Raw genomic sequence first — 15,570 nt, 5'->3', positions numbered from 1 at the left:
AAAACGCCCCTTCTTTTATCTGACTGAGTTGATTAAGCCCAGCATTTGGTCTCCCAATGTAATCGTGCGGCTGTTCAGCTGGTAAGAACGCTGCGACACGATTAAGTCGGTCATTTCCTTAGACATATCGACATTTGAATTTTCAAGCGCCCCCTGCTCCATGCCGATCTCCTGCCGGTTTGCGCCGGTCAGCTCTTCAATCGCTGAAGCTCCCGCACCGTTTACGGAAAACAGATTATCCCCTTCCGCATGAAGCGCCTGAGGGTTATTGACATTGACGATGCCGAGATTAAACGTCTGAGAACGGGTCCCTGTCTGGTCTGAAGCTGTCAGGGTTCCGGTTTTGCTGATTTTCAGCTTAGTCAGCGAGCTGTCAATTTGGATGGGCTGACCGTTCTCATCGAGGATGGGATTGCCTCCCGCCGTCATCAGCTGCAGAACCCGGTTATTTCCGCCGGCCGGCTTGAGGGTGAGTGAGCCGTCCCTTGTATACACCCGCCGTCCGTCCGCTTCTGCCTGGAGATATTGATATGGTGATGTGAACGCGATATCAAGGTCACGGTCGGTTTTTTTGATGCTTCCCTGCCCTGAATCCAGCTGCGGCGTCATCATCGCTCCGGCGCCGAGACGCAGGCCGGGCGGTGTTTTCCGCATGTTCGGCGAATTTTCCTTTTTATCATCTATTTGATCATACTGCTGCCTGATCAGCTCAGAAAAGCGGGAATCCCTCGCTTTATAGCCTGTCGTATCACTGTTTGAAAGGTTGCTGCTGACTGTATCCATCTGCTGCTGAAGCTGGTTTAAGGCTGTTGAAGCCGTCAGCATTGATCTGAGCATCATAATTGAACGTCCCCCATTTTATTACACTTTGCCGATTTCATTTGCGGCTTTATCCATGCTTTTATCGTAAGCCTGAATGACTTTCTGATTGGCTTCAAATGATCTGTATGCTTCCGTCATTTCTGTATACGTGCTTGTCACGTCCACGTTTGAAAGCTCCGAGACGCCTTGTTTTAAGGTATACGAGACTTGGGGATTCGCCGCCGCACTCGGCAGTTCAGAGCCGTCGGCCGTGCTGTATAGGTCATTGCCGTCCCGTTTCAGATTGCGCACGTCTTCTTCCATTCTGATGTCAATCTGTCCCGCCGGCCGGCCGTTTGTTGTGACCGTGCCGTTTTCTGATACGGTGAATTTTTCATTGTCGACTGTAATCGGCTGTCCGTTTGTTGATAAAACAAGATTTCCGTTTATCGTAAGCTGATTGTTTTCATTTAATGAGAAAGTGCTGCTTTTTGAGTAGCGGACGCCGCCCGCAGTCTGAACCGGATAAAACAGCTCAGCGTTTTCATTCGTTTCGGCATTCTTGGGAACTTGATTCTCCATAAGCGCGATATCCGTCGGCTGATCGGTCGTTTTCAGGCTTCCCTGCGTGAACAATGGTTTCAGCTCCTGCATGTACACGCCTGTGTTGACGGAACCGATTTTCGTTTTTTTGTCGCCTTCTATTCGGCTCAAAAGCATTTCGGGAAAGGCGCGGATTGAACCTTGATCCTCTTTGTACCCTGATGTATTCGCGTTTGCGATATTATTTGACAGCATTTCCGTTCTTCTCTGCTGTGTAATCATTGCGGACGTTGCGGTATATAATCCTTTTAACAAGTCTTCCACCTCTGAAATAGCATGATTTCCAGTTGCCTAACCGGAACATTTGTTCTATAATGAAGATCAGCATTTTTTCTTATTATCGGATTTACATTCCCTTTCGTGAAGGGTTTTACAGAAAAAACCTCATTCTTTTTCAAGAATGAGGTTTTATGATCAGCTCAGTTTGCGTTTTGGAAGCTTGTCCATGTTATCAAGCATGACGCCGGTTCCGACCGCCACACAATCCATCGGATTCTCAGCGACAAGAACAGGCACCTTCAGTTCTTCGGCAAGAAGCTGGTCAAGTCCGTTTAAAAGCGCTCCCCCGCCGGTAATGATGACGCCGCGGTCGATGATATCAGCGGACAATTCAGGCGGTGTTCTTTCAAGAACCTGCTTGGCGGCCTGCACAATGACGGCAACTGATTCACGAAGGGCTTCTTCCACTTCTTTGCTGTTTACTGTAATCGTTCTCGGCAGACCGGAAACCATGTCACGGCCGCGAATGGTGATTTCTTCATGACGTGCGTCTGGGAAAACCGTTGCGACCTTCACCTTAATATCTTCAGCGGTACGCTCACCGATCAGCAGCTTGTACTCGCGTTTGATATAATTTAAGATTTCCATGTCAAACTTGTCCCCAGCCATCTTAATAGAAGAGGAGGTGACAATATCGCCCATAGAAATAACTGCGATATCCGTCGTACCGCCTCCGATGTCAACAACCATGTTACCGCTCGGCTGGAAGATTTCCATACCTGCGCCGATAGCGGCAACTTTCGGTTCTTCTTCAAGGTACACATGCTTTCCGCCGCTTTTTTCAGCGGCTTCTTTAATCGCTTTTTGCTCAACGGACGTAATATTCGTCGGGCAGCAGATCAGCATACGCGGTTTTGAGAAAAGTCCTTTTACATTCAGTTTATTAATGAAGTGTTTCAGCATGGCTTCTGTTACTTCGAAGTCTGCGATTACGCCGTCTTTCAGCGGACGGATCGCAACAATGTTCCCAGGTGTACGTCCAACCATTCGTCTGGCTTCTTCGCCGACCGCCAGCACTTTGCCGCTGTTTTTATCAAGCGCCACAACGGACGGCTCATTCAGAACAATTCCTTTTCCTTTTACATGGATCAGTACATTTGCAGTACCGAGGTCAATTCCAATATCCCTTGCAAACATCTATTTATATCCTCCTTGATATCTGTTTCACAGTAAAATATCCACATTGTGCCCTAATTATATATATTATCATAATTTATCAAAAAAAAGCTGCTGAACGAGATAAGTTCTTGACAAAATTTTGCGGATATTTGCGAAACCGCCCGGAGGAAAAAAAGGGAGCCGGCAGACGTCAGACGCTACGGCTGCTGAACGGGCTCCCCTTCTAGAATTTCATCTTTTTTGTACTTTAATTTTGTCGCCTCTCCTCCTCTTAAATGTCTGATGGATTTATGATAATCGAGTATTTCTTTTACTTCATTCGCCAAGTCAGGATTGATTTCAGGCAGGCGCTCTGTCAGATCTTTGTGTACGGTACTTTTGGAAACACCAAACTCTTTCGCAATGACACGAACGGTTTTTTTCGTCTCCACGATATACTTGCCAATCTTGATTGTTCGCTCTTTGATGTAATCGTGCACACCACTCGACCTCCCCAGTTGGATGTGAGAAGTGTGAAATGAGATCCGTATTCTGTAACAGATTCACTGATGATGCAGCTTCTTTGTTGTCCGATTATATAAGAAGGTTTTTGAAATATGCCCACGATCCCTCACCTCAAACACTCTCTTTGATAGGTTTGTAACAGTGTATTAGCAATGAATTGGGAATATGCTAAAAACTCAATAAGGACAAGGGACGGATCGCAATTTTCTGCTTTTTGAACGGGGGGCTTTACATCCGCGCGATCCTGCTGTAGAATGAAACAGCGCAATTAGTTACTTAGGTAAGTTTTTTGAAAAGGAGAACGGAAATGATCCCCGTCAACAGACGCCTCATTCATCAAATCAATCAATGCGCCCGCCTGATTACGAAGAAAGCCAATGAGCGGCTGGAACCATTCGGCCTGTACTCCTCTCAATGGTCAATCCTATATTGCTTGAAAACGATCGGACCGATGACCCAAAAAGAAATCTGGTCCTATATGAATGTGGAGGCGCCGACCGTTACCAGAACGATCAAACGCCTTGAAGAAAACGGCTGGATTCAGCGGGAACAGGGAGAAGACAAGCGGGAAAAGCTCGTCGTCTTGACGAAGGAAGCTGAATTGAAATATGACTGCATCAATCAAGAGATGCTGAAGTTCGAGGAAGACATACTTGCGGATTTCCAGGATGGAGATAAGGAAGCTTTTTCTGAGTTTCTGAATGTGTTTTTAACGAAATAAAAAAGAAAGGGAAGTGCTGTACTTTTGAGTAAATCTGACTCGATCTGGACCAAGGATTTTATTATGGTCGTACTCGTGAATTTATTTGTCTTTGTGTTCTTTTATACATTTTTGGCCGTGCTGCCTATTTATATGATTCAGGAGCTTGGCGGCAGTGAATCGCAAGGAGGGCTTTTGATCAGCCTGTTCCTGTTATCTGCTATTATTACCCGTCCTTTTTCAGGGTCGATTATTGAACGGTTCGGCAAGAAAAGAATGACGATTGTATCTCTGGCGCTGTTCGCCCTGTCTTCTTATCTGTATTTGCCGATACACAATTTCTATCTGCTGCTTGGACTGCGTTTTTTCCAAGGCATCTGGTTCAGCATTTTAACGACGGTCACGGGCGCAATTGCCGCTGACCTTATTCCCGCCAAGCGGCGCGGCGAGGGACTCGGTTATTTCGCGATGTCTATGAACCTTGCCATGGCGATCGGTCCGTTTCTCGGGCTGAGCCTTGTGAAAGTCATTTCATTCCCGGTTTTCTTTACGATTTTTGCCGTGTTTGTTTCTTTAGGCTTGTTAATTGCTTTCATGATTCGCGTGCCGGATCAAAACAACAGCGGAACGACTGTCTTCCGTTTTTCTTTCTCCGACATGTTTGAAAAAGGCGCGCTTAAAATCGCGATTGTCGGGTTGTCCATTTCTTTCTGTTATTCAAGTGTGACTTCATATTTATCTGTTTATGCAAAGACGATCCATCTGTTGGATGTCAGCGGCTATTTCTTCGTCTGTTTCGCCGTGACGATGATGGCCGCCCGTCCTTTCACAGGAAAGCTGTTTGATAAAATCGGGCCGGGAATCGTCATCTACCCGTCGATTATCGTGTTTTCCGCAGGGCTTTGCATGCTGGCGATGACAAACAGCGCCCTCATGCTTCTCTTATCCGGCGCCGTCATCGGTCTCGGCTACGGCTCTATCGTACCGTGTATGCAGACTTTGGCGATTCAAAACTCGCCCGGACACCGTTCAGGCTTCGCAACGGCTACCTTCTTCACTTTCTTTGACAGCGGGATTGCCGGCGGGTCCTATGTATTCGGCCTCTTCGTCGCTTCGGCCGGATTCCATTCGATTTATCTGGCAGCGGGGCTGTTTGTCCTGATCGCTTTACTTCTGTATGGCTGGAGCCAGAAAAAAAGAACGCCGCTTGAAGCGGACGGAAACGTTTCAATCGCAGACTGATATGACAAAAAGCCGGGGGAAGCCCCCGGCTTTTTTTATTCTGCCGCTCTTTCCCGCACCATTTGTCCCGCCGCTTTCGCATAAGGCGGATGGAAATACATAAGCGCCGTATAACCGAGACATGACACAATCACACCCGCGAACCAGGAAATATCGTAGATGCTGGCGAATGCCGGGACGTACATCCCGATTAAGGAAATAAACGCGCCGAGAAAGGTCGCGGCAAAGGCCCGGTAATTATAGCCTTTGTAATAAGTGTACTGTCCGTTTTCCGAATAAAGGTCTTCAACTGAAAGCTGTCTTTTTCTGATGAGAAAATAATCAGCCATCATGACCCCGGCTACCGGTCCGAGCATCCCGCCGATGAGTCCGAGAAACGCATATACATTCGTGGCGCTCTCCATCAGCTTCCAAGGTATTGTGAACAGGGCCAGAACGGCGGTCAAATACCCTCCCCTTCTGAACGTAATATATTTCGGCAGGGCATTCGCCAAGTCATAGGCCGGTGACACGATGTTTGCCGCCACGTTGACCGAGACGGCGGCGATGCAGAGTGTGATGACTGAAAGAGCGATAACGTAAGGATTATCAAACCGGGCCAAAATCTCCACCACATCCCAAATCGGTTTCCCGAATGCCGCCTGTGAACCGGATGTCACTGTAATGCTCGCAAACGCAAACAGGGCAAACGTTCCCGGCAAGCCGTAAAACTGGCCGCGAATCTGTTCTTTTTGCGACGCGGCGAACCGGGTGAAGTCAGGAATATTCAGAATCAATGTCGCCCATATTCCGATAATGCCCGTTACTCCGGCTGCAAACGGCCAAAACGTTTCAGAAAAGGTATGAAATTTTCCCGGCTGTGAGTAAATCGGGCCGAGCCCACCGGCAATATCTATCGCCCACCAGACCATGCCGCCGAATACGAGATAAACAAGCGGGCCCGCCCATACTTCAAATTTTTTGATTGATTCCATGCCGTGCCTCAGCACAAGCAGATGAATGCCCCAAAAGAAAATAAACGACAGAAAGCCCGGCAGATGAAGTCCGAGTATATTCCAATCTCCGCCGAGGCTTCCCCAGCCCGGCCATATGTTCAGCAGCAGAATGTTTAAAGCTGTGCTCCCGGCAAATGTTTGAATTCCGAGCCACATAATGGCTGTAAACGCCCTGAGAAGCGCCGGAATGTTTGCGCCGTATATTCCGTAAGAAGCCCTGATGATGACCGGAAAGGGAAGCCCGTATTTCGTTCCGGCATGTCCGTTTAAGGCGAGAGCGGCGAATAAAATGAGTGATGCTGTCACGATAATGGCGAGCACCTGCCACGGAGAAAGGCCGATCGCAATGAGCCCGCCTACCGTCGCATAGGTCGGGATGTTATGAATGCAGCCCATCCAGATAGATGCAAAATTCACCGCTTTCCATGTCCGTTCTCCTTCTTCTAAAGGCAGTAAATCTTTGTTGCTAAGCCGATCATTCGTTGGTTTTTTCATCTTCACCCTCCTGTATGTACGGTTTCCTCACATATCATGTTAAAGAATATAACTGAAAATTCCGCAAATAACATTGGGCGCTATCGACAATTTTCGTTTTGATTTTTGAGCACATTGCACATCAAAAAGAGACGGGGAGTACCCGTCTCTTTTTGATGCGGCTGTTAAGAGGCCTTTTTGAGAAGAACTGAAAACCGGAACGCCATCAAAAGGCTTACGGCGCCGACAATGATAAGAATCGTGCCGAGCATATGAAAATGGCCTGCGGTTATTTCTTTTCCGAAAAGAATCCCCAAAATGACGGAGGATAAGATCGAACCGAGATACCGGCAGGTCTGAAACAGGCCGGACGTTGTTCCGACCATGTCGGCTGGACTTGTTTTCAGCATGGCCGCCTGAAACGTCACATTGCCGAAGCCGTAACCGACACCCAGCACAGACAGAATCAGCCCCTTCCCTATCATAGGCGCCTGAAGGAAGAAGAACGTTAACAGCACCGCCCCAATCGCAGTCAGGCAGGTTCCGGCAACAATCGGCTGAAGAACCCCTTTCTTATCTATCCATTTTCCGGTCAAAGGCGACACCAGGATGCTCATGCCCGACATAAACAGCATAATCATTCCGCTTGTCTGGACGGACAAATGCATTTCATCCTGAAAATAGCTCGGAAGCCCGAAAAAGATGCAGTAAAAGAATATATTCAGCAGAATAAATTGAATATACACCGACGATAGTTTCCGATGCGTTTTAAACAGCCTGACATCAATAAACGGCTTCTCTGTTTTCAGCTCGCGCCAGATAAACAGCCCGACAAACAAAAGCCCGAATACGCCTTCTGTATAATGGGGCTTCGTACTGAAGGACAATAAAAACGATAAGAGAAGTATAATCGCCCCGGCAAACAGGAGTATCCCGATCGTATCAAGCTGGCGGAGCACGGCTTTCAAGCCGCCGATCTCGCGTTTTTCATCTTTCGGAAACATATACATCCCGAGAAAAAAGCTGAGAATGATAAACGGCAGATTGACGAAAAATATTGCCGGCCACCCTCCCCAAACGATCAAAAAACCGCCGAGTGTCGGACCGAGCGCCGTCATGGCTGAGGCAAAGATCGACAGGACGGCAAGCGCCGATGCCTGCTTCTCCTGTATATTCGAACGGATCAATCCGACACCGGACGGATATATCGCGCTGCTTCCGATCGATTGAAACAATCTCATCATTAACAACGTCATGAAAGTCGGCGCAAACGGCGCGCCGACGGCTGAAACGGCAACAAGCAGAAGCCCGATCAAAAACAGCTTCTTCCTGCCGAGCATATCACCGAGCTTTCCGGTAACAGGCTGCGCCACCGCACTGGCCAGATAAAAGGACGATATCAGCCAGGACACCGTTGTAAACGACAGGTGAAATTCATGCTGAATACTGTGAAGCGCAAGAGAAATCATCGACGAGTTCAATGGGTTCAGCATCGTCCCCGAAGCCACGGCTGTTAAAAACAGAACGCGGCTTTTTTTGGAGATTGTCATTTGGTCTCTTCGATGAACTCTTCCGTCGTCCGGCTTCTGCCGATTTTCGGGAAGATAAACTTGAGTGTCGCTTCATGCTGTTCATCGCTGAACGTCGCCATCGCGTCAGTTATGAAAACTTGCTGATACCCGAGCTGAAAAGCTTCCCGCGCCGTGCTTTCCACACCGATGTTTGTCGCAATCCCGCATAATACAATCGTGTCGATTCCCCGTCTTCTGAGCTGAAGATCCAGATCAGTGCCGAAAAACGCGCCCCACTGCCGCTTTGTCACCGTATAATCATCTTCTTTCACTCCGATTTCAGGCACAAATTCAGCCCAATCCGCCGCCGGAGCCGAATGGCCCGCAGCCCTTTCATCCGTCAGCGGCTTCAGCGCATCAGCCCCGTCATGAAAATCAACGTTCACAAAGCTGATAAAACCGCCTTTTTCCCGGAACACATCAATTAATTTTTTCGCGTTCGGCACAACGGCCCCGCTTTTATCCATCGGCACAATGCCTTTTTGTAAATCAATAAGGACCAAAGCCGTTTTTTCAAATTGCAGATTCAATGATGTTGTCATATTCAATTCCTCCTGATGCAGTTAGTGTTTCTCACCCCGATTATTTTACTCTTTCCCGGACAGGATTTCTTCTTCCGTGCTCCGATGCTCTTTTTATGGATATAAAGACACATGACGTTCATTTGAAAAGCGACATGATGAACGCAAAAAACCATGTTAGATAACCTTACACGAAAATGTTTTATCATTCTTTTTTCTCTATAATAATGAATTAATCACAATTACATTCTGAATGAGACGGAGGAATACAACATGCAGATGGGCGATACAGTATTTATGTTCTTTTGCGCTTTACTCGTGTGGCTGATGACCCCCGGGCTGGCTTTATTTTACGGCGGAATGGTAAAAAGCAAAAATGTGCTCAGCACGGCGATGCACAGTTTTTCTTCCATCGCCATTGTATCCGTCGTTTGGGTTTTGTACGGATATTCACTTGCTTTTGCTCCCGGCAATACATGGCTTGGCGGCATTGAATGGGCGGGGCTGAAGGGAATCGGTTTTGACCCCGGGAGCTACAGTGATACGATCCCGCATTCATTGTTCATGATGTTCCAAATGACATTTGCAGTCCTGACGACGGCGATTATTTCCGGAGCATTCGCTGAACGCATGAGATTCAGTGCTTTTCTTTTATTTTCCTTTTTGTGGGTTTCCCTCGTATATACACCCGTTGCGCACTGGGTATGGGGCGGCGGCTGGATCGGCCAAATGGGCGCCCTTGATTTCGCAGGCGGAAATGTCGTTCACATCTCTTCCGGAGTCGCCGGACTCGTTCTGGCGATTGTCCTCGGGAAACGCAAGGACGGCACGGCGGCTTCTCCTCACAACTTAATTTACACGTTCTTGGGCGGGGCGCTCATTTGGTTCGGATGGTTCGGCTTCAATGTCGGCAGCGCCCTGACGCTTGACAGTATCGCGATGTTTGCTTTCATTAATACAAACACCGCAGCTGCGGCCGGAATTATCGGCTGGATTTTAATCGAATGGATGCTGAACAAGAAACCGACTATGCTGGGCGCTGTATCGGGCGCTATCGCCGGACTTGTCGCCATTACGCCGGCTGCCGGGTTCGTTACGCCGTTTTCTTCCATCGTGATCGGTTTTATCGGCGGGCTTGTCTGCTTTTGGGGTGTGTATTGGCTCAAAAAGACTTTCGGATACGATGATGCGCTTGACGCTTTCGGCCTGCATGGAATCGGCGGGACATGGGGCGGCATCGCGACCGGTTTATTCGCGACTACTTCCGTCAATGACGGCGGGGCAAACGGGCTGTTTTACGGCGATCCGGGACTGCTTTGGAAACAGATTGCGGCCATTGCGGCAACCTATGTATTTGTATTTATTGTCACTTTCGTTATCATTAAAATTGTAGGTCTCTTCATTCCCCTCCGCGCCAGTGAAGAAGAAGAATCACTCGGGCTTGATTTAACGATGCATGGGGAAAAGGCATATCAGGACTTATAAAGTGAGGAGTGACTTAGATGAGCGGTCAAATGTTCAAGGTAGAAATCGTTACGCGTCCGGCTAAGTTTGAAACATTGAAGCAGGAACTCGGTAAAATCGGAGTCACATCGCTGACTTTCTCCAACGTACACGGCTGCGGCCTTCAAAAAGCCCACACCGAACTGTACCGCGGAGTCAAAATTGAAAGCAATGTGTATGAACGGCTGAAAGTGGAAATCGTTGTCAGCAAGGTCCCCGTTGATCAAGTGGTGGAAACGGCGAAAAAAGTGCTGAAAACGGGAGAGCCCGGCGACGGCAAAATATTTGTCTATGAAATCGGAAACACGATTAATATCCGCACCGGAGAGGAAGGACCAGAAGCTTTATAAACATACAGAACGCCCGGAGACAGCATGTCCCGGGCGTTTTTTTCGGATTTCATTAAAAAGAAGAAGCCTTTTTTTCATGCGGGACAGGCCGCTTATGCCGTACGGTTTGTTTTTTTGAATATGTACTGATATTGACCAGTATGCCGCACAAAAACAGCGTCATAATCAATGAAGAACCGCCGTAGCTGATAAACGGCAGCGGCACACCCGTAACCGGGAGGAGTCCGCTCATCGCTCCCAAATTCAATACAACCTGAAACATCAATTGAAACGTAATTCCGATGGCGAGAAGCTTCCCGAACGGGTCATCAGCACGCATGGCTGTTTTTACGCCGAGAAGCATTAACGCGAAATATAATCCCAAAACGATCAGAACACCGAATATCCCCAGTTCTTCGCTGATCACGGCCATAATGAAGTCAGTATGCGCCTCAGGCAGGTAATTCATTTTTTCAACACTGTTCCCAAGTCCTCTTCCGAAAAATCCGCCTCCGGAAATGGCGAAATAGGATTGAATCAGCTGATAGCCATCCCCGTTCGCGTCACCAAACGGATTGGTAAAGGAAACAAGCCGCTTCACACGATAGGAAGCGGAAAATGCGAGATAAACGACTCCCGACACCGCCGTCGCGCCGAGCACGAGCAAATGGCGCTTTTTCAAGCCGGCACATAATAAAATTGACCCGCACGCCGCCAGAATTAAGGAAGCCGTCCCTAAATCAGGCTCTGCCAATGTCAGCAGAAAAGCGGTTCCCAAAATGACTAAAGGCGGCAGAACCCCCTTCACAAATTGATGAATGTACGGCTGCTTTTTCGTGTAAATCGCAGCGAAATACAAAATCATCGCGATCTTCGCCAATTCAGACGGCTGTATGACAAGCGGCCCCGCTCCCAGCCATCTGCGGGAAAAATTCCGCTCCAGCCCGATTCCCGGTATCAATACGAGCAGCAGCAACACCAGCGATCCGACCACAAACAGCGGTACAAGCCGGGCATACCGCTTATACGGCAGACAGGCCGCAAATAAAAATAAGCATATTCCGATCAGCAAAGAGGTTCTCTGTTTATGGAAGAAATAGGATGGATCTCCGTATCGCTGAGATCCCATCACATCACTGGCGCTGTATACCATTAACAAACCGAATCCGCAAAGCAGCATGATGACAAACACAAGCGGCAGATCGGCGTTTTTCAAACGTTTCAGCAACGGACAAAACTCCTTCGGCTATTCTTTTCCCTCATACTTGACGCACAGTAATACAGTCACGTTTCATTCTGTTTACTTTTTTATAATTATTTTTAATACCAATTGTGTCTCATAGAAAAAAGCATTACACTGTTCATATAAAATAAAGATAAAAGGTGATATTTGTGAATTACGAACTATTTAAAGCGATCAATGGTTTGTCGCACCATAGTGCCATTCTCGACTCTATCATGGTATTTATAACGGAATACGCCCTTTACGCCTACGCCCTTTTCCTGCTTGCCATGTGGCTGTTTGGAAACACAAAAGGCAGACAAAACGCCCTGTACGCCGGCTTTACCGGCATTGCGGCGCTTATCGTCAACTACATCATCACAAAAATCTATATCGAGCCGCGCCCCTTTGTCGATCATACGGTTCATACGCTGATTCCTCATGCCGCGGATGCTTCTTTTCCGAGTGACCATACGACAGGCGCTTTGGCCATTTCAATTGCGATTCTGTTCCGCAACAAAAAACTCGGCTGGCCGCTAGTGATTTTCGGCCTTTTGACCGGCTTCTCAAGAATTTGGGTCGGCCACCATTATCCGATTGATGTACTCGGAAGCATTATCGTTTCCCTCGTTGTCGGATTCCTGCTGTTCAGATTTTCAAATGTGCTTCGTCCGATTGTCGACCTGATCGTGCGAATCTACGAAAGTATCGTTCATAAAAACAAATCGACAAACCATAACATATAAAAAAAGCCGGCGTCTTTCACAGACTGCCGGTTTTTGTATGTCTGGCGGTATGTTTTTTCCTTTGTAAAACACAGAATGCGGCAATGCCGAGACTGTCAATCAGTACATCGCGAAGGCAGCCGTTTCTGCCGAAAAAGAGCTGGACGATTTCTGTCAGGAAGGCGGCGGCCAATGCATACAGCACCGCCCTCTTCATGCGTCTGTGCTCCCTGAAAAACAAACAGGTCAGCACAAAAAAAGAAAACGCGTGCCCGAGCTTTTGAATCGCCGCTTCAGGTACGGTGAGCTCCGCCATATCGAACACAAAGAAACCGGATGCATCCGGATGGGGCGTGAAACGGAAGGCCATCGTCTGCGTCACAATCATATCGTGAAAGCTTTCAGTCAAAGCAGAAATGAAAATAAAGACGAGCCATCCCGCCGCCAGACATTTATTCATTCAGCATCTCCCTCGTTTTCTATTAGTATAAAGGCACATAAGGCAAAATGAAAAGCGCCTATCAGAGCTGATAGGCGCTTAGGGATCACAGTTACTTGCCAGAATCTTTCATTGAACCGTCATCTTTACCATCTGTCTTGTCTTTTGTGCCGTCTTCTTTACCGCCGGGTTTTTCCTCGGTTTCTTGTTTAGGCGTCACATCTTTTTTCTCGGAAGACTGCTGAATGGACCCTTCCGTTTCTTCTGTTACAGCGTTTTTCTCTTCAGCTGCCGCTTTTTCAATAGATGTTACCGGTTTGTCCATAAAGTTCAGCGGATTCATCGCTACGCCGTCTTTGCGGATTTCAAAGTGCACGTGGTTTCCGCTTTCTTCACTGTAAAGGTTTTTTCCTGATTTTCCGATAACCTGGTTCTGCTTCACTTTGTCGCCCTGATCGACGCTGACTTCAGATAGAGACTGATAGACAGTAGACAGGCCGTCTGAATGTTCAATTTCAACCACATATCCCAGTACCGGATCTTTAGCAGCCTTCACAACCGTACCGCTCAGAGAAGCGGAAACGTCAAATGATTTTCCGTCTTTCTCAGCTAAGTCAATTCCTTTACTTAGGCTGTACGTGTTATTATAGTTAACAAGTGCTGCTTCTTTCTCTTTTTTTGCGGCATTCGTTTCATAAAACTTTTTCACAACAGAAACATTTTCAGAATGAGCAGCCGGCATTGCGACGTTTTCCATTGACTTTCCTACTTCGACGGCATCGTCCTTGCCGCTGTCATACGCGGAGTTTCCGCCGTTATTCGTCAGATTGTCCTTCACATCATTTGAAACGGATTGATACCAAAGGACAGCTGTTAAAATGACGGCCGCACTGACTAAGTAAATGGCAGGGAATATCCAGCGTTTGCGAAAGAACCGCTGAAGTTTTTTGACTTGAGAAGTTTTCTTTTCTTCCTCTCTCATTTGTTCATCACCTCAGCAACATTCTGAACACTTTTCTGAAAATATATACACATCTTAAAAAAACTTTTTTGGAAGTAGTATGTGCAGATTGCTCTTAATTATGTAATGAAATGTGAAGGGAGATCCCGGAATATGAATTTGACCCTGCGTAAAGCCGTATTGGAAGATTTAGATGCGGTTGTGGCTATATACAACTCGACGATCGCCTCACGGATGGTCACGGCTGATACGGAAGAAGTGACGCCCGAAGACCGGATGGATTGGTTTTTGCGGCACACGGACAGGCGCCCGCTGATGGTTGCGGAAGATGAAAACGGAAAAGTGGCGGCCTGGATCAGCTTTGAAACGTTTTACGGCCGTCCGGCCTATGACAAAACGGCGGAGATCAGTATTTATCTGCATCAGGATTGCCGGGGCAAGGGAGCGGGAAGCTTTCTGCTGAAAGAAGCCCTTGAGATAGCCCCGAAGATCGGCATCCGTAATCTGATGGCTTTTATCTTCGGCCATAATGTGCCGAGCATTAAGCTGTTTGAAAAATTCGGTTTTACCGAATGGGGCGTATTCCCGGGTATCGCCGAAATGGACGGAAAACGATATGACTTGAACATTTTAGGGAGAGAACTGTCATGATCAGCATCGATAAAGAAGAAAAAGACGGTAACCAGCCGCTCAATAAAAAAGCCCGTTCCCTTGCCGACATCGCCAAGTGGGGAAAAATCACCGCCGTGTTTCTTATCATTACGGGCTCTCTTTCCGCCCTGTCAGCCATTGTGACGCTGCTCGGAGCCATACCGGGTGTTTTGCTCATCATTTCCGGCGTCATGCTGATGCGCTCGGCAAAAGCCGCAGCCGCCCTTCAGGAAGAATCAGAAGAAAACGCGGAAGAACATATGCTCGAACATTACGCATCCTTTATCAAAATGCAGTTTTTTTACGCGGTATCGAGTTTGGCATTGGGCATTATCGCTTTTATTTTATTCATCATTTTCGCTGTCATCGGAATTGTGGCTTACCACAGCACTGATACGTATGACGCGCCTGATTCATATTACTATGAGAACGACCCTGTGTTTGAATGACAAAAAGAGCTGATCGCGCGTCAGCTCTTTTTTAATACAGCATTTCTTTTTTCCGGTCTTCTTCTGTTAAAAATTCAATAAAGCTTTTCATCGCAGACGGCTCCTCCGCTACCAATCGGGTATAGGCGCTTTTCCGTTCCTCGGACAGAATATTGCTTTTTCTGATTCTGTTCAGCATATACAGGCGGATCGTTTTTTGCACCTGTTTCCGCTGGTAGCCGGCTTCTTTAAAAAACGCAAGACCCAGAGCCGCAAGGAGTGCAAAAATGCCGGCCGACACGAGGGCTCCTCTCCCGGAAGGGGCCTGAATCAAAAGCGATGCCAGATGAAACAGACTAAAAGCGGCGAGCGGGAAAGCGAGAAAACGGTAAATGATGCTTTTTTTCATCAGCGGTGCGATGGCGATTTGTATTTTCTGAATTTCTTTTTTTATGAATCCCGGCAATTGTTCCGCATGTTCCAGCTTCATACCCTCTCCCCTT

At 47.6% G+C, this 15,570-nt stretch carries 18 protein-coding genes; 7 read left to right on the top strand and 11 right to left on the bottom strand.

The window, feature by feature from the left end; genetic code table 11:
• Positions 1-15: 15 nt before the first annotated feature.
• From ACQE26_RS06345 to spoIIID, 4 genes are all read right to left on the bottom strand, one after another.
• On the bottom strand, positions 16-837 hold the full coding sequence (locus tag ACQE26_RS06345) for a flagellar hook-basal body protein (RefSeq protein ID WP_438422167.1): 822 nt from the start codon (positions 835-837) through the stop codon (positions 16-18).
• Positions 838-861: 24 nt separating this feature from the next.
• Complete coding sequence (gene flhO, locus ACQE26_RS06340) at positions 862-1,659, bottom strand: flagellar hook-basal body complex protein FlhO (RefSeq protein WP_047475848.1); 798 nt, start codon at positions 1,657-1,659, stop codon at positions 862-864.
• A gap of 159 nt (positions 1,660-1,818) precedes the next feature.
• A complete protein-coding gene (gene mbl, locus ACQE26_RS06335) occupies positions 1,819-2,820 on the bottom strand; it encodes a cell shape-determining protein Mbl (RefSeq protein WP_016937680.1) in 1,002 nt (333 codons plus the stop codon).
• Between the two features lie 179 nt (positions 2,821-2,999).
• Positions 3,000-3,281, bottom strand: coding sequence for a sporulation transcriptional regulator SpoIIID (gene spoIIID / locus ACQE26_RS06330; protein ID WP_003151236.1), 282 nt, complete (start codon positions 3,279-3,281; stop codon positions 3,000-3,002).
• A gap of 332 nt (positions 3,282-3,613) precedes the next feature.
• Between spoIIID and ACQE26_RS06325 the strand changes: the two genes are divergently transcribed.
• Complete coding sequence (locus ACQE26_RS06325) at positions 3,614-4,027, top strand: MarR family winged helix-turn-helix transcriptional regulator (RefSeq protein WP_500470996.1); 414 nt, start codon at positions 3,614-3,616, stop codon at positions 4,025-4,027.
• A gap of 24 nt (positions 4,028-4,051) precedes the next feature.
• Positions 4,052-5,248: an MFS transporter gene (locus ACQE26_RS06320; protein ID WP_045926376.1), complete on the top strand. Its 1,197-nt coding sequence runs from the start codon at positions 4,052-4,054 to the stop codon at positions 5,246-5,248.
• Positions 5,249-5,283: 35 nt separating this feature from the next.
• On the opposite strand, the gene ACQE26_RS06315 is transcribed toward ACQE26_RS06320, so the two are convergent.
• From ACQE26_RS06315 to ACQE26_RS06305, 3 genes are all read right to left on the bottom strand, one after another.
• A complete protein-coding gene (locus ACQE26_RS06315; RefSeq protein WP_500470994.1) occupies positions 5,284-6,738 on the bottom strand; it encodes an NCS1 family nucleobase:cation symporter-1 in 1,455 nt (484 codons plus the stop codon).
• 164 nt (positions 6,739-6,902) lie between these two features.
• Positions 6,903-8,267 carry an MFS transporter gene (locus ACQE26_RS06310; protein WP_045926374.1) on the bottom strand — a complete coding sequence of 455 codons (1,365 nt, stop codon included), beginning with the start codon at positions 8,265-8,267 and terminating at the stop codon, positions 6,903-6,905.
• Positions 8,264-8,830, bottom strand: a complete 567-nt coding sequence (locus ACQE26_RS06305) for an isochorismatase family protein (protein WP_500470993.1) — start codon at positions 8,828-8,830, stop codon at positions 8,264-8,266. Before ACQE26_RS06305 ends, ACQE26_RS06310 begins: the two co-directional genes overlap by 4 nt.
• A 252-nt stretch (positions 8,831-9,082) precedes the next feature.
• On the opposite strand from ACQE26_RS06305, the gene ACQE26_RS06300 reads away from it, so the two are divergent.
• Together ACQE26_RS06300 and ACQE26_RS06295 are read left to right on the top strand one after the other, a co-directional pair.
• On the top strand, positions 9,083-10,294 hold the full coding sequence (locus ACQE26_RS06300) for an ammonium transporter (protein WP_016937674.1): 1,212 nt from the start codon (positions 9,083-9,085) through the stop codon (positions 10,292-10,294).
• Between the two features lie 17 nt (positions 10,295-10,311).
• Positions 10,312-10,662, top strand: coding sequence for a P-II family nitrogen regulator (locus tag ACQE26_RS06295; protein WP_014419080.1), 351 nt, complete (start codon positions 10,312-10,314; stop codon positions 10,660-10,662).
• Between the two features lie 52 nt (positions 10,663-10,714).
• Here the strand turns inward: ACQE26_RS06295 and ftsW are convergent, their stop codons facing one another.
• Positions 10,715-11,869 (bottom strand): putative lipid II flippase FtsW, encoded by a 1,155-nt coding sequence (gene ftsW, locus ACQE26_RS06290; protein WP_045926372.1) that lies wholly within the window; start codon positions 11,867-11,869, stop codon positions 10,715-10,717.
• Between the two features lie 164 nt (positions 11,870-12,033).
• Between ftsW and ACQE26_RS06285 the strand changes: the two genes are divergently transcribed.
• Positions 12,034-12,609 (top strand): undecaprenyl-diphosphatase, encoded by a 576-nt coding sequence (locus ACQE26_RS06285; protein WP_045926371.1) that lies wholly within the window; start codon positions 12,034-12,036, stop codon positions 12,607-12,609.
• A 16-nt stretch (positions 12,610-12,625) separates the two neighbouring features.
• Here the strand turns inward: ACQE26_RS06285 and ACQE26_RS06280 are convergent, their stop codons facing one another.
• Together ACQE26_RS06280 and spoIIQ are read right to left on the bottom strand one after the other, a co-directional pair.
• A complete protein-coding gene (locus tag ACQE26_RS06280; RefSeq protein ID WP_500470991.1) occupies positions 12,626-13,048 on the bottom strand; it encodes a VanZ family protein in 423 nt (140 codons plus the stop codon).
• 91 nt (positions 13,049-13,139) lie between these two features.
• Entirely contained in the window at positions 13,140-14,009 is an 870-nt protein-coding gene (gene spoIIQ, locus ACQE26_RS06275; protein WP_016937669.1) for a stage II sporulation protein SpoIIQ, read from the bottom strand.
• A gap of 138 nt (positions 14,010-14,147) precedes the next feature.
• Between spoIIQ and ACQE26_RS06270 the strand changes: the two genes are divergently transcribed.
• The gene (locus tag ACQE26_RS06270) at positions 14,148-14,639 is read left to right on the top strand and encodes a GNAT family N-acetyltransferase (protein ID WP_438422168.1); all 492 of its coding nucleotides are present in this window, start codon (positions 14,148-14,150) and stop codon (positions 14,637-14,639) included.
• Positions 14,636-15,088 (top strand): DUF5362 family protein, encoded by a 453-nt coding sequence (locus ACQE26_RS06265; protein ID WP_500470990.1) that lies wholly within the window; start codon positions 14,636-14,638, stop codon positions 15,086-15,088. Before ACQE26_RS06270 ends, ACQE26_RS06265 begins: the two co-directional genes overlap by 4 nt.
• Before the next feature lie 31 nt (positions 15,089-15,119).
• Here the strand turns inward: ACQE26_RS06265 and ACQE26_RS06260 are convergent, their stop codons facing one another.
• Positions 15,120-15,557, bottom strand: coding sequence for a DUF5392 family protein (locus ACQE26_RS06260; RefSeq protein ID WP_016937666.1), 438 nt, complete (start codon positions 15,555-15,557; stop codon positions 15,120-15,122).
• Positions 15,558-15,570: the final 13 nt, after the last annotated feature.

The organism is Bacillus sp. 5RYD7K, assembly GCF_059831465.1.
The sequence above is the reverse complement of the archived record's forward strand: the minus strand, read 5'-3'. Positions and strand labels throughout refer to the sequence as shown.